Origin of the sequence: Thalassospira sp. A3_1 (assembly GCF_017744215.1) — a bacterium.
GTDB lineage: Bacteria > Pseudomonadota > Alphaproteobacteria > Rhodospirillales > Thalassospiraceae > Thalassospira > Thalassospira lucentensis_A.
Map to the genome: position 1 here is coordinate 1315130 of NZ_JAGHQQ010000002.1, position 18766 is coordinate 1333895.

Consider the following 18766-nt stretch of genomic DNA (forward strand, 5'->3'; position numbering starts at 1 on the left):
GTTTGTTCGGGAATAAATCAGCCTTTTTCATGACAAAGTCGGTTGGCAGGGTGGCCGATCTTGTGATCAGGAACAGGTTTTGCCTGTGCTGACCGGGTAGTTTAACAAAGCTGGATATTGAATATGTCGCGTTTGCTAGAAGCGAGTAACCGACTAAAAGCGGCCATCGACAGTCTTGATGCTGCCGCGGAGTCGCGTATGGCCAAGGACATCGGAAACCAGTCCGATGCTGCCGGTGAAGTCGAAACCCTGAAAAGCGAGCTGGCTGCCTTGCGTCAGGATTATGACAAGCTCGCAACAGCAACCCAGACCGTTTCGGCCCGCCTTGATGGTGCGGTCGGGCAGTTGCGTCTGGTCCTTGATGATGATCGCGAACAAAAGCAGGCATAAATTCCATGGCACAGGTTTCAGTACGAATTAACGGGCGCAGCTATGATGTTGCCTGCGACGATGGTCAGGAAGAACGCCTGATAAATCTTGCGCAATATGTCGATGAGCGGGTTCGCGAGATTGCCGGTGCGGTTGGTCAGATTGGCGAGCAGCGCCTTCTGGTGATGACCAGTCTTCTGATTGCCGACGAGCTTGGCGACGTGCATGAAAAATTGCGCAGTCGCCAGACAACGGCTGCACCGGAGCCCGGCAGTGTCAGTGCCGCCGAAGGTGACGCGATTGCGGAAAACATGGAAAGCATGGCTGTTCGCATCGAAGCTATTGCGCAAAAGCTTTCGCAGGACTAAGTTCCGGACGCTGACTGTTTTCGATGCGCCGTTCGCGGCGATCGGGCGCAGCAGCAATTCGGGGGCTGCCCTGTTCGTCAGGTTCGCTAATTCCCGGGGCCGATGCTCATTTCTCTAGGGAGCTGTCCCTGTCGAGGCCGTGGTCTCGTTATACGGCGCCCACCTGCACACGCAGGTCACGAGGAATTACCACATGGCCAACGGCAGCGGTGGCTCCCACTTAATTCATATCCCCATCTCATTTATGTTGTGCATCAAACGGTGCGTCTGACAGGGGCATCGGTTACAGTCATGTCCGAATTTCGGGCGTGCGACGAAACAGGAAATACAATGCGTTTACTCCATCTCGGCGACGTTCTTGGCCAATCCGGCCGTACCGCAGCACTTGAAGCGTTACCGATGCTGCGGGACCGTCTTTCGGTCGATATCGCGGTGGTGAATGTCGAAAACGCGGCCCACGGTTTTGGCGTTACCGCCAAAATCTGCAAGGAATTCTATGACGCCGGTGCGGATGTCCTGACGACGGGCAATCATGTCTGGGATCAGCGCGAAATCATTGCCTATATCGACGAGGATGAAAAACTTCTGCGTCCGTGGAACTTCCCCGACGGGACGCCGGGTAAGGGCGATTATGTTTTCAAAACCCGGTCGGGCAAAAAAGTGTGCGTTGTTAACATGATGGGGCGGCTGTTCATGGACCCGCTGTCCTGCCCGTTCCAGGGGGCGAACAAACTTTTTGCCAAACATAAGCTCGGCAAGAATGTTGATGCGATCATCATCGATTTCCATGCCGAAACCACGTCGGAAAAGATGGCGTTTGGCCATCATTGCGATGGGCGGGCGTCGCTTGTTCTGGGAACGCATACCCATGTGCCGACGGCAGATGCCCAGATATTGCCGGGCGGAACGGCCTATCAGACCGATGTCGGCATGTGCGGCGATTTTGATTCCGTGATCGGGATGAAAAAGGAAAATTCGGTCCGCAAATTCATCACCAAAATGCCGACCGGCCGGTTTGAACCGGCAGACGGCCCGGCAACGGTGTGCGGCATTTATGTTGAAACCGATGATGCCACCGGCCTTGCCAAACGGATCGAGCCGGTTCGTATCGGCGGACGGCTTAAGGGTAGCTGGCCCAGCGCGTAACAGCCGAACATTTTCAATGATTTAAAACCCTGCCGGTATCGGCGGGGTTTTATTTTCGGAAATAGTTAGCAAAATACCTAACTATTTCTTGTGCGCGACGTTCGGATTTGTTACTTAGGCATATGACTAACAATAATGAACAACTCGACCAGATGTTTCACGCCCTGTCGGATGCCACGCGCCGTGGCATGGTTGACAGGCTGTGCAAAGGCCCCGCGACGGTCAGCGAACTTGCCGAACCGCTTGATATGGCGTTGCCGACCGTGATGGGGCATTTGCGGGTGCTGGAAAACTGCGGGCTTGTCCGCAGCATGAAACGGGGCAGGGTTCGCACCTGTGAACTTGAACCCGAACAGCTGACACAGGTTGAAATCTGGATCAATGAGCGGCGATCCCTTTGGGCGCGCCGGTTTGACCGATTGGGAGAATTCCTGGCGAAATCCGAACCGCCAAACGAATAGCCCGTCATGCAAGAACCGCGAAAATGGACCGGGCCAGCATAACAGCAGGAGCAGTACAATGACGTACGCCACCAATAAAGCAGATGACAAGATCGCACGTTCAGTTACCCATGCCATGTTCACAATCGAACGGGTTTATGACGCAAGCCCGGCCCGCGTTTTCAGGGCGTTTTCCGACGCGGACGCCCATCATCGCTGGTTTGTTGCCGAAGAGGGATGGGACGTCATCGAATATAGTCACGATTTCCGGGTCGGCGGGCGCGAAGGCGGCCGTTTCAGTCAGGATGGCAAGGTGTTTTATCATAACGACACGCTTTATCAGGATATCGTGCCCGATAACCGGATCGTCTTTGCCTACACAATGGATCAGGACGACAAACGCATTTCCGCCTCGGTCGCGACGGTGGAACTGAAACCCGAAGGGGACGGCAAGACGCGCCTGAAATTCACCGAGCAGGGGGCGTTTCTGGACGGTTTCGACAAGGCGGAATTTCGCGAAGAGGGCTGGCAGGGATTGCTGGAAAGACTGGCGGTGGAAATCACGGAACATGCCTGATTTCAGGTGCCGGAACGCGAAAGAGGCCCGAGATATCGGGCCTCTTTTTTGTCGGGATACAGGTTTTGGGGTCAGGCGGCGCGACTGCGGGCCTGCTCGCGGAGGTCTTCGAGAATACCGTTGATGCGGGCACGCAGGGCTTCGACCTTGTGCGAGGCATCCTGCGCGGTGGTCAGAACTTCGCCCGACAGTTGACCGGTTTTGCCGGTTTCACTTGCCACATCATTGATCGAGGCGGAAACGGTGCGGGTGCGATCTGCTGCACTGCGGACGTTTCGCGTGATCTCGTCGGTTGCCGCCCCCTGTTCCTCGACCGCAGCCGAGATGGTGGTGGCAATCTCGTTGATGTTTTCGATGATGCGACCGATATCCTCGATGGCGGTGACAGATTCGCCAGTCGCCTTCTGGATACCGGAAATCTGACCGGCAATTTCCTCGGTCGCCTTTTCGGTCTGGTTGGCGAGGTTTTTGACCTCGGCCGCGACAACCGCAAAGCCCTTGCCCGCATCGCCGGCACGGGCCGCCTCGATGGTGGCGTTAAGGGCCAGAAGGTTGGTCTGTTCGGCAATGTCGGTGATCAGTGCGATCACCTCGCCAATGCGGTTTGCCGATTGCGACAGGCTGACCACCAACTGGTTGGTTTCCTGTGCCCGATCCGCAGCATCGTTCGAGATACGGGTCGATTCCGCCATCTGACGGTTGATTTCCGCATTCGAGGCCGAAAGCTGTTCGGTGGCCGCAGCCACGGTTTCAACATTGCCGGTGGCTTCCTGTGCCGAGGATGCAACATCTTCGGTCTGGCCGGAAACCAGTTCGGCGCTTTGGCTCATTTGACCAGATACACCCTGAAGCTGTTCGGCGAGGGCAGCGATTTCGCCGACCGCACTTTCGACTTCGTTTTGCAGGGTATCGGCAAGGCCGAGCAACTCGTCACGGAGTGCTTCGTTACGTTCACGGTTGAGGCGCTCTTCTTCGGCCTGAAGTTCACGGACTTTCAGGGCGTTATCCTTGAACACCTCGACCGCGCGGCCCATGGCGGTGATTTCGTCGTTACCCTTGACCGGGACGTCGATATCGAGATTGCCATCGGCCAGTGTGACCATGGTTTTCTGCAGACCGGCCAGGCGGCGCAGAAGGTTGCCACGGACATAGACGACATAAATGATCAGCGAAATCAGGATGGCCGCACCGGCGACGCCATACATGATCTGCGAGCTTTGCGCATTCAGGGTCTGGGTCGATGCGGCGGCGGTGTCGACATCCGATTGCAGGCTTTCAACCAGTGCCTTGACGCTGCTTTCCATGTCGGCGGCGTATTGCGCGCCTTGATCGACAATCTGCTGCTGGGTTGCAGCGGCTTCAAGATCCTTGATACGCAAGGCCGGGAGGCTGGCATCGCCGATTGACAGTTCAAGCATGTCACCGACGATGTTGGTGTAGAATTTTTTGAGTTTTTCGTTCTCGAGGCTTTCGATCAGTTTCTGCAGCGACGCGAAGCTGCCACGGACCTGCACGCTGATGACCGAAAGCCGGGTCGTATCGTTAAGCGAGCTTGATGTCAGGATCGTATTGACGATGTCGCTTCCCATACGGCTGAGTTCCAGCACCGGACCACGCGATGCAACGGCATCGTTCAGGTCATAAAGAAGTTTGGTGGTGCGGACCTGATCTTCGTAGGGCAGGGGGGCGCCGGATTTGCGCAGGTCTTCGACGGAAGCATTGATCCCCGAAATGGTCGTCTGGGTAAAGGACAGGAGCGGGGTGATCATGCTGCTGTATCGCCCGCTTAGCTGTTGAAACTTGTTGAGTTTCTCGGCGATCTCGTCTGCGATGGCAAACCGGTTCAACGTTATTGAATGCAGATTTTCCAGGGCATCGCGCAGATTGGCACTGTTGGTATCAATACCATCGAGAATTTCGGGTTGCAGATTTGTTGCGCGCAATTGCCCGACATTGTCATCAAGCCCGGCCAGCAGCGTATCAAGTTCTGCTTTGACGATCTGTTCTTCGTCGGGGGTTTTCGATGCGATGATCCGCGGCGCGATGGCCACGATCTTTGCGCTGTCGGTTGCCAGTTGCTGTGCCGCGAACATCGGCGGCAGCTTTGAATGTGTGATGTTGGCAAGTTCGGTGCCGAATTTGCCAAACGATATGACGGCGACGGTGGCCGCCACGACGGCCATCAGGCCGACAAGGGCAAATGATGCCGCCAGTTTCCCCTGAACGCCGAAGCCTTTTGCGGTCTTTTTGACCGGCTTCTGGCGATCATCAGATTTGATAGTCTTTCCCATTACTCACCTAACCCCGATTACGCATAACCAGCGCACCGGCTTCTGTCATGCCGGTAACGCATCTGTTTGATTTTCCTGGATGGAACCTTCCTGTGGTTTCCGCATTCGGGGATATCCGCGATATCGGTTAGGAACGATAAGGATGCGGATAATTGAAGGCGGAAGTTTTTGTTTTTCTTATGTTGGGAAATTCTATAGCACACGCATCTGTGTAGAATAACCGAAATGTTTTACTTATTTTACAGTCCTGTCCATCTGGATAATTCTTTTTGTACAAAAGCTTGTGGTTATGGTGCCAAACAAAAAGGCCCGCCATAAGGCGGGCCTTTGCACAAGAAGAAGTCTGATGGATCAGGAGGCGCGATCACGCGCCTGCTGACGCAGGTCTTCGAGGATGCCATTGATCCGCGAACGCAGATTTTCGACCTTTTCGGATGCGGTCTGTGCGGTTGACAGAACCTGACCGGAAAGCTCACCGGTTTTACCGGTTTCGCTTGCCACATCATTGATCGAGGCGGAAACGGTGCGGGTGCGATCTGCTGCACTGCGGACGTTTCGCGTGATCTCGTCGGTTGCCGCACCCTGTTCCTCGACCGCAGCCGAGATGGTGGTGGCAATTTCGTTGATGTTTTCGATGATGCGACCGATATCCTCGATGGCGGTGACAGATTCGCCCGTCGCCTTCTGGATGCCGGAAATTTGACCGGCAATTTCCTCGGTCGCCTTTTCGGTCTGGTTGGCGAGGTTTTTGACCTCGGCCGCGACAACCGCAAAGCCCTTGCCCGCATCGCCGGCACGGGCCGCCTCGATGGTGGCGTTAAGGGCCAGAAGGTTGGTCTGTTCGGCAATGTCGGTGATCAGTGCGATCACCTCGCCAATGCGGTTTGCCGATTGCGACAGGCTGACCACCAACTGGTTGGTTTCCTGTGCCCGATCCGCAGCATCGTTCGAGATACGGGTCGATTCCGCCATCTGACGGTTGATTTCCGCATTCGAGGCCGAAAGCTGTTCGGTGGCCGCAGCCACGGTTTCAACATTGCCGGTGGCTTCCTGTGCCGAGGATGCAACATCTTCGGTCTGGCCGGAAACCAGTTCGGCGCTTTGGCTCATTTGACCAGATACACCCTGAAGCTGTTCGGCGAGGGCAGCGATTTCGCCGACCGCACTTTCGACTTCGTTTTGCAGGGTATCGGCAAGGCCGAGCAACTCGTCACGGAGTGCTTCGTTACGTTCACGGTTGAGGCGCTCTTCTTCGGCCTGAAGTTCACGGACTTTCAGGGCGTTATCCTTGAACACCTCGACCGCGCGGCCCATGGCGGTGATTTCGTCGTTACCCTTGACCGGGACGTCGATATCGAGATTGCCATCGGCCAGTGTGACCATGGTTTTCTGCAGACCGGCAAGGCGGCGCAGAAGATTGCCACGGACATAGACGACATAAATGATCAGGGAGATCAGGATGGCGGCGGCGGCAACGACAGCCAGTGCCGTCAGGCTCTGTTTCTCGACCACTTTGGCCTGTGCGGCGGCATCCTGGACTTCGGAGTTCAGGGCAGCGACCAGTTCGGCGACACTGCTGCGCATCGCGTTGGCGAATTCACCGCTCTGGATGACCAGACGCTGGCTTTCCTCGGCAGCGGCCAGTTCGCGTTTGCGAAGTTCGGGCAGGCTGTCATCACCCACCGAAAGCTTCGACATCTTGTCGATCAGTTCGACATAGAAGTTTTTAAGCCGTTCGTTGCCAATCGATTCCAGTGCGGCAAGGGCATCGGCATAGGTGCCGCGGATGCGCACCGGAATGATCGACAGGCGGACGGCCTGCGTTTCGGTGGTGGACGCGATGATCATGTTGGCAGCGGACGAACCAAGGCGTTCGATTTCCAGCACCGGTGAACGTGCGCTGATCGCGTCGTTCATTTTTATGAAGTTCTCGATCACTTCTTCGGTGCTTGCCGTGTATTTGGCGGACGGATCGTCTTTGAGCGACTGTGCATAGGCATTGCCCTGTGCGATGTCGTTCTGGGTATAGGACAGAACCGGTTTCAGCGTATCGCCATAACGTTTGGCAAGATCCTGGAATTCGCCCAGTTTTTCGGCCTTTTCGGCGGAAATGGCAAAACGTTCCTGGGTTACGGTGTGTAACTGGCCAAGGGTGTCCTGCAACTGAATGCGGTTGTCATTGATCGTGGCAATGACTTCGGGCATGAAGCCGGTGGCTTCGATTTCGTTGATCTTGTTGACCAGTTCCAGCAGGCGGAAATCAAGTTCTTCCTTGATGGCCAGTTCTTCGTCGGTGGAATTGGATGCAACGATGCGTGGTGCGATCGCCACGATTTCCGCGCTTTCGGTCGCCAGTTGCTGTGCGGCGGCGATTGGCGGCAGTTTTTCTTCTGTGATGGTTGTCAGAGCTTCGCCGAACTTGTTGAAAGAAACGGCACCCACAACGGCAGATACAACTGCCATTAAACCGACCAAGGCAAACGATATCAAAAGCTTGCTTTGGACCCCGAACTTAGTTCCCATTCTGTCCTACCTTCTTGTGCTGTTTTCCCCGGGCGGCTTCTTCGTCCGACCGGGTTTCTTGGATCAGGCAACGGGCATTTTGTTGTTTTCGCCGCCCGGTTCGTAACCCCCGAGAGTTATACTTTAGAGTTGTTTTTTCTTATTAAGGGACATTATTGAAATATTATTCACAGAACTGCAAGATGTAAGCAGTTCTGCGACAAAAAATCACGATTAAATCCATAAGTTGTATAAATCACAGGTGATGCGACCGGGTTTCCGGTGCGTGCCGGTTGATGGATGCGAACAGATGACGGATAGCTGGACCTTGTGTCGCAAACAGGATATAGGAGCGGTCGAAATTTCTGCCTGCCAGTTGTCCGGTCCGGTTCGGTCCGCCCGACTGGCGCGCAATCATCGCGAGACCGGTCTGCCCGGGAAGATCCCGCAGTTACCGGCCGGTGCCCGATTTGCACTGATCGACAACACGAAAAGAATACAGGTTTCAGGTTATGGCCGGCCATTCCCAATTTAAAAACATCATGCACCGCAAAGGCGCGCAGGATAAAAAGCGCGCCAAAATCTTCACCAAACTCGCCCGTGAAATCACGGTTTCGGCGAAAATCAGTGACGATATCAACAGCAACCCGCGTTTGCGCGCGGCCATTGCCGCCGCGCGTGTTCAGAACATGCCCAAGGACAACATCGATCGCGCCATCAAAAAGGCGACCGGTGCCGGCGAGGGCGACAATTATGAAGAAGTCCGTTACGAGGGTTACGGTACGGCCGGTGTTGCCGTTATCGTCGAGGCCCTGACGGACAACCGCAACCGTACCGCATCCGAAGTCCGTGCCGCATTTGCCAAAAGCGGTGGCAACCTTGGCGAAACCGGTTCGGTCGGCTTCATGTTCAACCGTCTTGGCGAAATCGTTTACCCGTTGGACAAGGCCGGTGCGGACGAAATGTTTGAAGCCGCCCTTGAGGCCGGTGCTGCGAATGCGGAAACCGATGATGAGAATCACATCATCGAAACCGAGATCGAAGATCTTAACGCCGTTCGTGAGGCCCTGACCGAGAAGTTCGGCGATCCGGAAAGCGCGAAGCTTGTTTTCCGTGCGGTTACCGAGGCCGATATCAACGTTGAACAGGCACAGAGCATCATGAAGCTTGTTGATGTGCTTGAAGATAACGACGATGTGCAGAATGTCTGGACCAATGTGAACTGGACCGACGAGATCGTTGCCGCGCTTGATAACTGATTACGCTTGCTTACGCCCGTCATTCCCTTTTGAATGACGGGCGTATTTTATTTTGCTCATAATAATAAGGTGGGGCGACGTGGTCAGGGTTCTTGGTATCGATCCCGGTCTTCAACGCACGGGCTGGGGGGTGATCGACCTTACAGACAACCGGATGCGTCATGTTGCCAACGGTGTCGTGACCTCGACACAGACGCTGTCGCTGGCGGAGCGTCTTGACCAGCTTCATAGCGGGCTTATGGATGTGATTGCGACCTGGACGCCCGATGAGGCCGCGGTCGAGGAAACCTTCGTTAACAAGAACCCTGTTTCGACCCTTAAACTGGGGCAGGCGCGCGGTGTTGCACTGCTCGCCCCGGCACGCTGTGGCATTCCGGTAACGGAATATACACCCAATGCCGTCAAAAAGACGGTGGTGGGTGCCGGTCATGCGGCCAAGCAACAGGTTGAGATGATGGTGTCCACGTTGCTGCCGGGATGTCAGATCCATGGCGCAGATGCGGCCGATGCCTTGGCTGTGGCGATTTGTCATGCACAACATGCGGGAACCCGTGCGCTTGCGGGGATAACAGCCGGTCCGGGGAGAAAATACAGGTGATCGCAAAACTTCGCGGAATTGTCGATTTCATCGGCGAGGACAGTGTCATCATCGATGTGAACGGGGTCGGATACCTTGTTTTTGCATCGCGCAGAACATTGACCATGCTGCCGCAAAAAGGTGGCGAGGCGGGGTTGATGATCGAAACCCATGTTCGCGAAGATCACATTCATCTGTATGGATTTGCCGATAACGCGGAAAAACAGTGGTTCGCGCTTTTGACAACCGTTCAGGGGGTGGGGGCCAAGGTGGCGCTGGCTCTTTTGTCCGTTTTAAGCCCGACCGATCTTTTGCGGGCACTTGCCGCACAGGATACCACCGCCCTTTGCCGTGCGCCGGGGATTGGCCCGAAGGTCGCGACCCGTATCGTTGGCGAGCTTAAAGACAAGGCCGCGCGTCTTAATCTTGGTCCGGTGGCGGCACCAGCCGCACCGGCAGCATCACCTGCCGCAACTTCGTCAAAAAAATCTGCCAAATCTGCCAAACCGGTCAGTGATGTGAGCATCGACACAGCCGATGCCGCGCCGGTTGTGGATGATGGTGCGGTTCTGGCCGATGCGGTTTCAGCACTGGTTAATCTGGGCTATGGCCGGTCCGAGGCATTTGGCGCGGTTGGCAAGGCGGCCCAGCAGGCCGGTGAGGACAAGACACTTGATACCCTGATCCGACTGGGATTGAAGGAGCTTAGCGCGTGAGCGAGGAAGAAGACCGTTTACTCAGCGGGGAACGCCGCGAAGAGGATTATCAGGACGGTTCGCTGCGCCCGCGTCGGCTGGACGATTTTACCGGCCAGAAGGAAGTGCGCGAAAATCTTGATGTTTTCATTCAGGCCGCGCGTGGCCGCGAAGAAGCCATGGATCATGTGCTGTTTTTCGGGCCACCGGGCCTGGGGAAAACCACGCTTTCGCAGATTGTTGCCAGCGAACTTGGTGTTGGTTTTCGGGCGACATCCGGCCCGGTCATTGCCAAGGCTGGCGACCTTGCAGCCCTTCTGACAAACCTTCAGCCGCGCGATGTTCTGTTTATTGATGAAATCCATCGCCTGAACCCGGCGGTCGAGGAAATCCTTTATCCGGCGATGGAAGATTTCCAGCTTGATCTTATCATCGGCGAAGGACCGGCAGCACGTTCGGTGCGGATTGACCTTCCGCCCTTTACCCTTGTCGGGGCGACGACACGGTCGGGGCTTTTGACCACGCCGCTTCGTGATCGTTTCGGCATTCCGTTGCGGTTGCGATTCTACGAGCCCGAAGAGCTGGTCGAGATCGTCGCACGCGGGGCGCGGTTGCTTAATTTCGATATGACGCGCGAGGGGGCGATGGAAATCGCCCGCCGGTCACGGGGAACACCGCGTATTGCCGGGCGTTTGTTGCGGCGTGTGCGTGATTTTGCGGTGGTTGCAGGTAAATCGCCGGTCGATAAATTCATCGCCGATGCGGCCCTGACGCGGCTTGAGGTCGATAATCTTGGCCTTGATAGTCAGGACAGACGTTACCTGAACTGTATCGCCGGGAATTACGGCGGCGGGCCGGTGGGCGTTGATACGCTGGCCGCGGCCCTGTCGGAAGAACGCGACACGATCGAGGATGTGATCGAGCCGTATCTTTTGCAGCAGGGGCTGATACAGCGCACCCCGCGCGGCCGTATGCTGGGCATCAAGGGGTACAAGCATCTGGGCCTTGTGCCGCCACGTGAAGGCAATGGTGTGCCGCTGGCGGATCTGTTTGATCAGCGCGCGGCCAATGCCGCAGACGGGACAGACGAATGACGGATACGCACGATACCGGCCTGCTCGGTTATATCGAAGGCAAGCGGCATATCTTCCCGTTAATGGTGTTTTACGAGGATACCGATGCGGGCGGGGTTGTGTATCACGCCAACTATCTCGCCTTTGCCGAGCGGGCGCGTTCAGCGATGCTTAACCTGTTGGGGTTTAGCAATAGAAGTGTTGCAGAGCGCCACAAAGTTGCCATAGCCGTTCGACACTGTACGCTCGATTTTCGCCGGGCGGCCCGGTTGGAAGACAGGCTGATTGTGGAAAGTCGCCTGATCAAACTGGGGGGCGCGTCGCTGGGATTCGAGCAGAAGATCATGCGGGACGACGAGGTACTCGTGGTTATCGAGATATATCTCGCCTGCATGTCACTGCAAGAGTTGCGGGCGCAAAGGCTGCCCGAAGAATTGAGAATGGCTTACGCAACCTATCTGGATGTGAACGAGGACTGAAGAGAATATGGAAAATCAGGTGGTCGACGCGGTAACGCTGGGGCAGTCGGTCATGGCTCATGACATGTCCATGTGGGGCCTGTTCATGCAGGCCGGGATTGTCGTCAAAACGGTGATGATCGGGCTGATGCTGGCATCGGTCTGGGTATGGGCAATTGTTTTTGAAAAACTGATGCGGTTGCGCAAACTGCGCGCCCAGGCAAATACATTCGAAGAAGCATTCTGGTCGGGCGGGTCGCTTGAAGACCTGTATGATCGTATCGCCGATCAGCCGCGCGATCCGATGTCGGCCATTTTTGTATCGGCCATGCGCGAATGGCGTCGGTCGAACGCGCGCGGGGTCAAGGGCGAAACAATGCGCGCCCGCCTGCAGCAGCGTCTTGAACGGTCGATGGAAACCACGCTGGGCCGGGAAATGGACCGGGTTGAACGTTACATGACGTTCCTGGCGTCTGTCGGCTCGACCGCACCGTTTGTCGGCCTTTTTGGTACCGTCTGGGGCATCATGGTGTCTTTCCAGTCGATTGCAGCATCGAAGAACACATCGCTTGCGGTTGTCGCACCGGGTATTGCCGAGGCGTTGCTGGCAACGGCGATGGGCCTTGTCGCGGCTATTCCGGCGGTGGTGGCCTATAACAAGATTTCCAGCGACCTGAGCCGTTACGGTAATCGCCTTGAGGCGTTTGTCGACGAATTCACGTCGATCCTGTCGCGCCAGCTTGACGACGCGAGAGACTGATATGGGCGCACAACTCGCATCCGGATCGGGCGGAGGACGCCGCCGCGGTCGTCGCAACCGCCGCAAGGCCATGAGCGACATCAACGTCACCCCGATGGTTGACGTGATGCTTGTCCTGCTTGTGATCTTCATGGTTGCCGCACCCCTGATGACGGTCGGGGTCGAAGTCGACCTGCCGGAAACATCGGCAGCCCCGATGACCGGTCAGGACGAACCGCTGGTCGTGTCGGTCACCGGTGATGGCACCCTTTATATTATGGATAGTGAAGTCCCGCAGGACACGCTGGCCGAGAAGCTTTCGGCCATTACCGAGAACAAACGCGATACCCGCATTTTCGTGCGCGGTGACCGGGCAATCGATTATGGCCGTGTGATGGAAGTCATGGGCCTGATCAGTGAAGCCGGGTTTAGCAAAGTTGCGCTGATCGCGGAGCTGCCCGAAAAGGGCAAGTAAACCGACATGTTACGCAGTGTTCTGATTTCCCTGGCAGCCCATCTGGCGATCTTTTTGATTGCCTGGTTAGGCCTGCCGGAACTGTTCGAGGAAACGCCGCTGGAACTGCAGTCGATTTCGGTCGAGGTGGTCACGGTCGATGAATTCTCGGCGGCTCCGACCAAGGCGCTGCCAAAGCCGAAAGCCGAAGAAAAGCCGAAACCGAAACCGGCCCCGAAGCCAGAGCCAAAGCCCGTTCCGAAGCCGGAGCCAAAACCGGAACCCAAGCCGGAACCAAAGCCAGCGCCGAAACCGGAACCAAAACCGGAGCCGAAGCCAGAGCCAAAACCCGAACCGAAGGTCGAACCGAAACCACAGCCCAAGCCGGAACCAAAACCCGTTCCGAAGCCGGAAGTGAAGAAGGAACCGACCCCGACCCCGGAAAAGCCGAAACCGAAGCCGGTTGAAGCCAAAAAGCCGGAGCCAAAACCGGAACCGAAGCCTGAGCCGAAGAAGCAACCCGATCCGGAACCGAAGCGGACGCTTGCCGATATTCTGAAGGATGTGCGTAAAACCGAACCGAGTGCACAGCCGACACCACAGGATACACCGGAAGATACGCCCGAGGACAATGCCAGCGAGGTTGTCGCGACGCGTCTGGACGCACGTTTGACTATGAGCGAGCTTGACGCCGTCAAAAGACAGATCGAACGCTGCTGGAGCCCACCGGCCGGAGCCAAGGAAGCCGGGAACTTCGCGGTTGAAATTCATGTCAGCGCGAACCCGGACGGTACCGTCCGACAGGCACGAATTAGCAACTCTGGCGAGATTGGTGGTGATCCATCACGCCGTACGATTGCAGAAAGTGCCCTTCGAGCTGTGCTAAATCCGCAATGCAGTCCTCTAAAACTGCCGCTGGATAAATACGAAATGTGGCGCACATTCACGTTCAATTTTGACATGCGTGAAATGCTGGGCCTGTAATGAATAAAATCATAAGTCCCTCAAAACGCGTGGAAAATAGCGAGGCAGGATGACCATCAAGACCAACGCATTCAAACGATATTGGGTTACACGCAGTCTGGCCGGACTGTGTGCCCTTGCCGTTGTCGCTGGCCTGGCCGTTGTACCCTCGGCACCGGCGCATGCCGAACTCCGTATCGACATCACCCGCGGTGAAGTCAAGCCGATGCCGATCGCCATTACCCGTTTCCCGGGTGAAGGTGTTTCGGAAACCGAAGTCGGCCAGAACATCACATCGGTGATCAGCAATGATCTGGCGCGATCGGGTCTGTTTGCGCCGATTGACGAAAAAGCCTTTATCCAGAGTGCTAGTTCGCTGGCGGTTAATCCGAACTTTGCCGAGTGGCGCGCAATCAACGCGCAGGCACTCGTCAATGGCCGGGTCGTAACCGAACCGAACGGGCTTCTGCGTGTCGAATTCCGCCTTTGGGATGTTCTGGCTGAAAACCAGATGGCAGGGGTGGCCTATCGCACCCAGCCGAACAACTGGCGGCGCATCGCACACAAGATTGCCGACGAGATTTATAAACGCATTACCGGGGAATCGGGCTATTTCGATACCCGTATCGTTTATGTCTCCGAATCGGGCCCGGGCGATAAACGCGTCAAGCGGCTTGCCATCATGGATCAGGACGGTGCGAACCACCGTTTCCTGTCAGACGGCAAGTTTCTTGTCCTGAACCCGCGTTTCTCTCCGACGGCCCAGGAAGTGGTTTATATGTCGTACTTCAACGACAAACCACGTGTCTATGTTCTGGATATCGATACCGGCGAGCTTGAATTGCTTGGCGATTTCCCGGGCATGACCTTTGCCCCGCGCTTTGCCCCAGATGGCAATTCCGTGGTGATGTCCCAGGCTTTGGACGGCAATAGTGAAGTCTACGAGCTGGATCTGCGTACGCGTGAAAAACGCCAGTTGACGCGGCATCCTGCAGTTGATACATCGCCGTCATATTCTCCTGATGGTTCGCGAATCACGTTCAACTCTGACCGTAGCGGATCACAGCAACTTTACGTGATGAATGCGGATGGTAGCGGCGTCCAGCGCATCAGTTTCGGTGGTGGTCTTTATGCCACACCGGTCTGGTCGCCACGCGGAGACCTGATCGCCTTCACCAAATCACAAGGAGGTCGGTTCTATATCGGTGTCATGCGTCCGGATGGCAGTGGAGAGCGGCTTTTGGCCGAGGGCTTCCTTGTCGAAGGCCCGACATGGGCACCGAACGGAAGAGTGTTGATGTATCACCGCCAGCACCCGTCCAGGGACGGGACCAAGGATCGATACCGTCTGTATTCGATCGATTTGACCGGTTATAACGAACGAGAGATCGTTACACCGGCGGATGGATCAGATCCAGCATGGTCGCCCTTGATTCCCTGATATCTCAAGAGTATAGTCATCGCGAAGCACTGAATGCGATTCGCATTAATCGCGGGCATTTTCGGTGTCGCGAGACATGGAAAACACCACAATCGGGCGAATGTGTCCGGTGTTAAGGGGAAAACTTAAATGAAACTTCGGATTCTGAGTGTTTTTGCTGCTGCCGCACTTCTGGCTGCCTGTGAAACCGCACCTGACAGCTCTGCAACCTCTGCTGGCGAAGGTGTCTCGACCACCAATCAGCCGTCTTCCACTTCGAGCGCGCTTTCGGAAAGCAGCCCGGAATGGTTCGCGGTTAATGTTGGCGATCGCGTATTCTTTGGCTTCGACAAATATGACCTGTCGGGCGAAGCACGCCGTACGCTGGAACTTCAGTCTGCTTGGCTGAAAAAATACCCGCAGTACAAAGTCGTTGTCGAAGGCCATGCCGACGAACGCGGCACGCGTGAATACAACCTTGCACTGGGTGAGCGTCGCGCGAACTCCGTGAAAGATTACCTCGTTGCTCTGGGCATTGATCCGTCGCGTGTCGAAACCATTTCCTATGGTAAAGAACGTCCGGTCGCTCTGGGCCACGACGAAGAAAGCTGGGCGAAAAACCGCCGCTCTGTTTCGGTTATCCGTTAAGAGCGTGCAGGTGAAAGCCTGAATTTCAAGGCGCCTGTTCCGTAAGGAACAGGCGCCTTATTTTTGCCGCCTGAAAATGTTGCAACATTAGATATTCCTTGATGACACGGGAATATGATGTTCGAAATTACGACGAAGGACCCGAAAATGATCCGAGTTGGCCCGAAAACCGGTTACCGAAATGACGCCCTGCCGCCCCGTATGTCGGCCGTTGCGATTTCACCAACCGTTGGGGGGAAACAGGGGGCGTTGCGACGCAGCCCGATCGGCTATCTGTCGGTGTTTGCCGTCACGGCCCTGATGGGAATGACTGTTCTTGGCAGTGCGCCTGTGCATGCGCAGGACGCCAATATGACCCGTCAGGTCGAACAGCTTCGCAATGATCTTGATCTGTTGCAGCGTTATGTCTATCGCGAGGGTGTTCCTTCGGGTGGCGTGCCTGACAGTGGTGGTGCAAGTGGCGGAAGCCCGGCCGCGGCCCGTCAGCAGGTTCAGATCAACGATATCGAGCGCGCCGTCACACAGTTGACCGGCCAGATCGAGGAATTCGATTTCCGTATCCGCAAGATCGAAGATCGTCTTGAACGGTTGGTGTCCGATGTCGATTATCGCCTGAGCCAGCTTGAAGGCGGTGCTGCGACCGGTACCCAGACGGGCGCCGTTGCGCCATCTGCGGCGGCGGGGGCTGCGGCAGGGGCGGCTGCGAATAATGCAACCGGTTCGGCGGCACAACCCAATACCGCAGGCGCGGGGCAACGCGTTGATGATCGTGGCACCCAATTGTTTGGCGTGATTGAAAACGAAGGCTCGCCGCCCTCTGTACCATCTGGGCCGGCAAATACGTCTTCGGCGGCACCGGCCCGCACGGCAAGTGCCGCGGCCGGTGGTGCAGCACTTCCGGCCGGTACACCGGAAGAGCAATATCGTTACGCTTTTGATCTTTTGCGCCGGCAGGATTTCGCCGCGGCAGAAACGGCACTTGCCGCGTTTGTCAAAAGCCATCCGGACAATCCATTGGCCGGTAACGCGCAATACTGGCTTGGCGAGACATTCTATGTTCGCGAACAGTATGATCAGGCGGCTGTTGCCTTTACCGAGGGCTTCCAGACATATCCCGATAGCAGCAAGGCGGCGGATAACCTGCTGAAACTTGGTATGTCGTTGGGCAATCTTGGCAAGAATGAGGATGCCTGCACGACTTTTGGCCATCTGATTGCGAATTTCCCGAACGCGTCGGCGGTGGTGCTTGACCGTGCCCGCCAGGAACGCAAAACACGCGGCTGTTCGTAAAAGCAGACTGATGACAGATCGATCAAACGATATGATCAAATATGATCCGGCGTCCGATGGAACCCCATTGGACGCCGTTGTCTTTTCGCGCCTGATGAATGCGTTTGCGCCGTTTGAGGACAGCCCCAAAATTGCCGTGGCTGTTTCCGGTGGTGCGGACAGCATGGCGCTGGCGTTGCTGGCGAATGAATGGTGCCGGTTAAACGATGGCGAATTGATCGCTATGACGGTCGATCACGGTTTGCGAGCCGATGCTGCGCAAGAAGCCATCTGGGTCGGTGAGCAGCTTGAAAAGCACGGTATTGCGCACCGCATCCTGCGCTGGGACGAGGAAAAGCCGCAAAGCGGCATTCAGGAAGCGGCGCGCCAGGCCCGTTATGAATTGCTTGATCGAGAATTGGGTGCGTTGGGTATCTTGCATCTGCTGGTTGCCCATCACCGGGATGATCAGCGTGAGACGCTTGTGATGCGGCAGAACCGTGAAAGTGGCGTCATTGGACGGGCAGGGATGAGCGCACGTCGTTTTCTGCGCAATGCGCGCCTGTTGCGACCGTTATTGCCCATTGCCAAGGCCGACCTGATCGCAACGGTGCAGGCATACCGGCAGGATTGGGTCGAAGACCCGTCAAATCGCAATACCGGCTTCGAAAGGGTTCGCATCCGGCACGGTGCGATCCTGACGGATGATGCAGGCGGGGCTGATCCGGATCGCGGCACGGAAGAACGTCAGGCGGCTGAATATCTTATCGGTGATCTTCTGGCCGCGACGGTTCAGGTCGCGAATTGCGGTATTGCCCAAGTTGCATTTTCAAAATGGCGGGATGCCGGAACCGGTGAAACCACGGCTTGCTATGGGCTTGGACATATTGTTCGGGTAATCGGCGGTGAAAATTACATGCCTGCTTTTGATGCGTTGGCGGCCGCCTTGTTGCAATTGAGGGGGCAGGAAGGCGCGCGCGTCAGTCTGGGCGGATGTGTGTTGCACCGCCGCGGCGATATTTTACTGGTTTATCGCGAAGTCGGGCGGATGGATATCGCAGCGGTTCGTATCAATCCGGCATTGGTGACGGGGCCAACCGGTCAGCGCTGGGACAATCGTTTCGAGCTGTTTTTTGACGGTATCAGGCAGGTTGCAACCGCTGATTATGCTGATTTTGGCCGGTTTGTGATTGCGCCGCTGTCTGCTTGTGATGCGTTTCACACACGGGCATTTCGGGCCGCCATTGGCAAAATCGCGCCGTTTGTTGATCGTTTACCGCGCGCCGCCCTTGCATCCATACCCGCCCTTTATGATAAAGAAGTCCTGCTTTCCGTTGGCGGGCTTGAGGTTTCGGGCATTTCCGACGTATTATCCGCCGCCGGTTGCCGGACGGCCCCGATGGGAGCAGAAAACGCAATCGGAATGCGATGGCGGTTTGCACCCCCGACACCTTTGTGGGAAAGTGGGTTTAAATCGTCGCCGAAACCCGACGTCCTACTTGCGTAAAGGTACCTTAT

19 protein-coding genes and 1 other RNA gene are annotated in these 18766 nt (G+C 56.3%); 18 read left to right on the top strand and 2 right to left on the bottom strand.

Translation table 11 applies throughout. From position 1 onward, the window contains the following. Positions 1–123 precede the first annotated feature (123 nt). The 6 genes from J7395_RS13295 (at position 124) to J7395_RS13320 (ending at position 2900) form a co-directional block, all read left to right on the top strand. Positions 124–390, top strand: a complete 267-nt coding sequence (locus J7395_RS13295; protein ID WP_097050605.1) for a hypothetical protein — start codon at positions 124–126, stop codon at positions 388–390. A gap of 5 nt (positions 391–395) precedes the next feature. Further along, the gene (gene zapA / locus J7395_RS13300) at positions 396–737 is read left to right on the top strand and encodes a cell division protein ZapA (protein WP_209221794.1); all 342 of its coding nucleotides are present in this window, start codon (positions 396–398) and stop codon (positions 735–737) included. Positions 738–796: 59 nt separating this feature from the next. Beyond that, a non-coding RNA gene (gene ssrS / locus J7395_RS13305) (6S RNA) lies at positions 797–957 on the top strand. A 110-nt stretch (positions 958–1067) separates the two neighbouring features. Continuing rightward, positions 1068–1883 (top strand): TIGR00282 family metallophosphoesterase, encoded by an 816-nt coding sequence (locus tag J7395_RS13310; RefSeq protein WP_062952518.1) that lies wholly within the window; start codon positions 1068–1070, stop codon positions 1881–1883. A 122-nt stretch (positions 1884–2005) separates the two neighbouring features. Continuing rightward, positions 2006–2344 (top strand): metalloregulator ArsR/SmtB family transcription factor, encoded by a 339-nt coding sequence (locus J7395_RS13315; protein WP_062960093.1) that lies wholly within the window; start codon positions 2006–2008, stop codon positions 2342–2344. 58 nt (positions 2345–2402) lie between these two features. Beyond that, the gene (locus J7395_RS13320; protein ID WP_209221795.1) at positions 2403–2900 is read left to right on the top strand and encodes an SRPBCC family protein; all 498 of its coding nucleotides are present in this window, start codon (positions 2403–2405) and stop codon (positions 2898–2900) included. 71 nt (positions 2901–2971) lie between these two features. Here J7395_RS13320 and J7395_RS13325 read toward each other — a convergent pair whose 3' ends face one another. Together J7395_RS13325 and J7395_RS13330 are read right to left on the bottom strand one after the other, a co-directional pair. Beyond that, positions 2972–5191 carry a methyl-accepting chemotaxis protein gene (locus J7395_RS13325; RefSeq protein WP_209221796.1) on the bottom strand — a complete coding sequence of 740 codons (2220 nt, stop codon included), beginning with the start codon at positions 5189–5191 and terminating at the stop codon, positions 2972–2974. A 351-nt stretch (positions 5192–5542) separates the two neighbouring features. Beyond that, complete coding sequence (locus tag J7395_RS13330; protein WP_209221797.1) at positions 5543–7714, bottom strand: methyl-accepting chemotaxis protein; 2172 nt, start codon at positions 7712–7714, stop codon at positions 5543–5545. A 491-nt stretch (positions 7715–8205) separates the two neighbouring features. Between J7395_RS13330 and J7395_RS13335 the strand changes: the two genes are divergently transcribed. From J7395_RS13335 to tilS, 12 genes are all read left to right on the top strand, one after another. Beyond that, positions 8206–8952: a YebC/PmpR family DNA-binding transcriptional regulator gene (locus J7395_RS13335; protein ID WP_062951676.1), complete on the top strand. Its 747-nt coding sequence runs from the start codon at positions 8206–8208 to the stop codon at positions 8950–8952. Positions 8953–9031: 79 nt separating this feature from the next. Beyond that, positions 9032–9550, top strand: a complete 519-nt coding sequence (gene ruvC / locus J7395_RS13340; RefSeq protein WP_062951677.1) for a crossover junction endodeoxyribonuclease RuvC — start codon at positions 9032–9034, stop codon at positions 9548–9550. Next, positions 9547–10245, top strand: a complete 699-nt coding sequence (ruvA, locus tag J7395_RS13345) for a Holliday junction branch migration protein RuvA (RefSeq protein WP_114110536.1) — start codon at positions 9547–9549, stop codon at positions 10243–10245. Before ruvC ends, ruvA begins: the two co-directional genes overlap by 4 nt. Beyond that, entirely contained in the window at positions 10242–11318 is a 1077-nt protein-coding gene (ruvB, locus tag J7395_RS13350; RefSeq protein WP_062951679.1) for a Holliday junction branch migration DNA helicase RuvB, read from the top strand. Before ruvA ends, ruvB begins: the two co-directional genes overlap by 4 nt. Continuing rightward, complete coding sequence (locus tag J7395_RS13355; RefSeq protein WP_280634653.1) at positions 11315–11776, top strand: YbgC/FadM family acyl-CoA thioesterase; 462 nt, start codon at positions 11315–11317, stop codon at positions 11774–11776. Before ruvB ends, J7395_RS13355 begins: the two co-directional genes overlap by 4 nt. A gap of 7 nt (positions 11777–11783) precedes the next feature. Beyond that, positions 11784–12515: a protein TolQ gene (gene tolQ, locus J7395_RS13360; RefSeq protein WP_062951681.1), complete on the top strand. Its 732-nt coding sequence runs from the start codon at positions 11784–11786 to the stop codon at positions 12513–12515. A 1-nt stretch (position 12516) separates the two neighbouring features. Further along, on the top strand, positions 12517–12969 hold the full coding sequence (gene tolR, locus J7395_RS13365) for a protein TolR (RefSeq protein ID WP_062951682.1): 453 nt from the start codon (positions 12517–12519) through the stop codon (positions 12967–12969). 6 nt (positions 12970–12975) lie between these two features. Continuing rightward, positions 12976–13932, top strand: a complete 957-nt coding sequence (locus tag J7395_RS13370) for a hypothetical protein (protein ID WP_062951683.1) — start codon at positions 12976–12978, stop codon at positions 13930–13932. A gap of 49 nt (positions 13933–13981) precedes the next feature. After that, a complete protein-coding gene (gene tolB, locus J7395_RS13375; RefSeq protein WP_062951684.1) occupies positions 13982–15352 on the top strand; it encodes a Tol-Pal system beta propeller repeat protein TolB in 1371 nt (456 codons plus the stop codon). 129 nt (positions 15353–15481) lie between these two features. Beyond that, positions 15482–15979, top strand: coding sequence for a peptidoglycan-associated lipoprotein Pal (pal, locus tag J7395_RS13380; protein ID WP_097050595.1), 498 nt, complete (start codon positions 15482–15484; stop codon positions 15977–15979). A gap of 147 nt (positions 15980–16126) precedes the next feature. Beyond that, the gene (ybgF, locus tag J7395_RS13385; protein ID WP_247742120.1) at positions 16127–17269 is read left to right on the top strand and encodes a tol-pal system protein YbgF; all 1143 of its coding nucleotides are present in this window, start codon (positions 16127–16129) and stop codon (positions 17267–17269) included. Between the two features lie 10 nt (positions 17270–17279). Continuing rightward, positions 17280–18755 (top strand): tRNA lysidine(34) synthetase TilS, encoded by a 1476-nt coding sequence (gene tilS, locus J7395_RS13390; protein WP_209221798.1) that lies wholly within the window; start codon positions 17280–17282, stop codon positions 18753–18755. Positions 18756–18766: the final 11 nt, after the last annotated feature.

What these genes read in the sequence shown, in the direction of transcription:
- J7395_RS13295 (WP_097050605.1), top strand. Translation starts at nt 124, where the DNA reads ATGTCGCGTTTGCTAGAAGCGAGTAACCGACTAAAAGCGGCCATCGAC.
- zapA (WP_209221794.1), top strand. Translation starts at nt 396, where the DNA reads ATGGCACAGGTTTCAGTACGAATTAACGGGCGCAGCTATGATGTTGCC.
- J7395_RS13310 (WP_062952518.1), top strand. Translation starts at nt 1,068, where the DNA reads ATGCGTTTACTCCATCTCGGCGACGTTCTTGGCCAATCCGGCCGTACC.
- J7395_RS13315 (WP_062960093.1), top strand. Translation starts at nt 2,006, where the DNA reads ATGACTAACAATAATGAACAACTCGACCAGATGTTTCACGCCCTGTCG.
- J7395_RS13320 (WP_209221795.1), top strand. Translation starts at nt 2,403, where the DNA reads ATGACGTACGCCACCAATAAAGCAGATGACAAGATCGCACGTTCAGTT.
- J7395_RS13325 (WP_209221796.1), bottom strand. Translation starts at nt 5,191, where the DNA reads ATGGGAAAGACTATCAAATCTGATGATCGCCAGAAGCCGGTCAAAAAG.
- J7395_RS13330 (WP_209221797.1), bottom strand. Translation starts at nt 7,714, where the DNA reads ATGGGAACTAAGTTCGGGGTCCAAAGCAAGCTTTTGATATCGTTTGCC.
- J7395_RS13335 (WP_062951676.1), top strand. Translation starts at nt 8,206, where the DNA reads ATGGCCGGCCATTCCCAATTTAAAAACATCATGCACCGCAAAGGCGCG.
- J7395_RS13355 (WP_280634653.1), top strand. Translation starts at nt 11,315, where the DNA reads ATGACGGATACGCACGATACCGGCCTGCTCGGTTATATCGAAGGCAAG.
- tolQ (WP_062951681.1), top strand. Translation starts at nt 11,784, where the DNA reads ATGGAAAATCAGGTGGTCGACGCGGTAACGCTGGGGCAGTCGGTCATG.
- tolR (WP_062951682.1), top strand. Translation starts at nt 12,517, where the DNA reads ATGGGCGCACAACTCGCATCCGGATCGGGCGGAGGACGCCGCCGCGGT.
- J7395_RS13370 (WP_062951683.1), top strand. Translation starts at nt 12,976, where the DNA reads ATGTTACGCAGTGTTCTGATTTCCCTGGCAGCCCATCTGGCGATCTTT.
- tolB (WP_062951684.1), top strand. Translation starts at nt 13,982, where the DNA reads ATGACCATCAAGACCAACGCATTCAAACGATATTGGGTTACACGCAGT.
- pal (WP_097050595.1), top strand. Translation starts at nt 15,482, where the DNA reads ATGAAACTTCGGATTCTGAGTGTTTTTGCTGCTGCCGCACTTCTGGCT.
- ybgF (WP_247742120.1), top strand. Translation starts at nt 16,127, where the DNA reads ATGATCCGAGTTGGCCCGAAAACCGGTTACCGAAATGACGCCCTGCCG.
- tilS (WP_209221798.1), top strand. Translation starts at nt 17,280, where the DNA reads ATGACAGATCGATCAAACGATATGATCAAATATGATCCGGCGTCCGAT.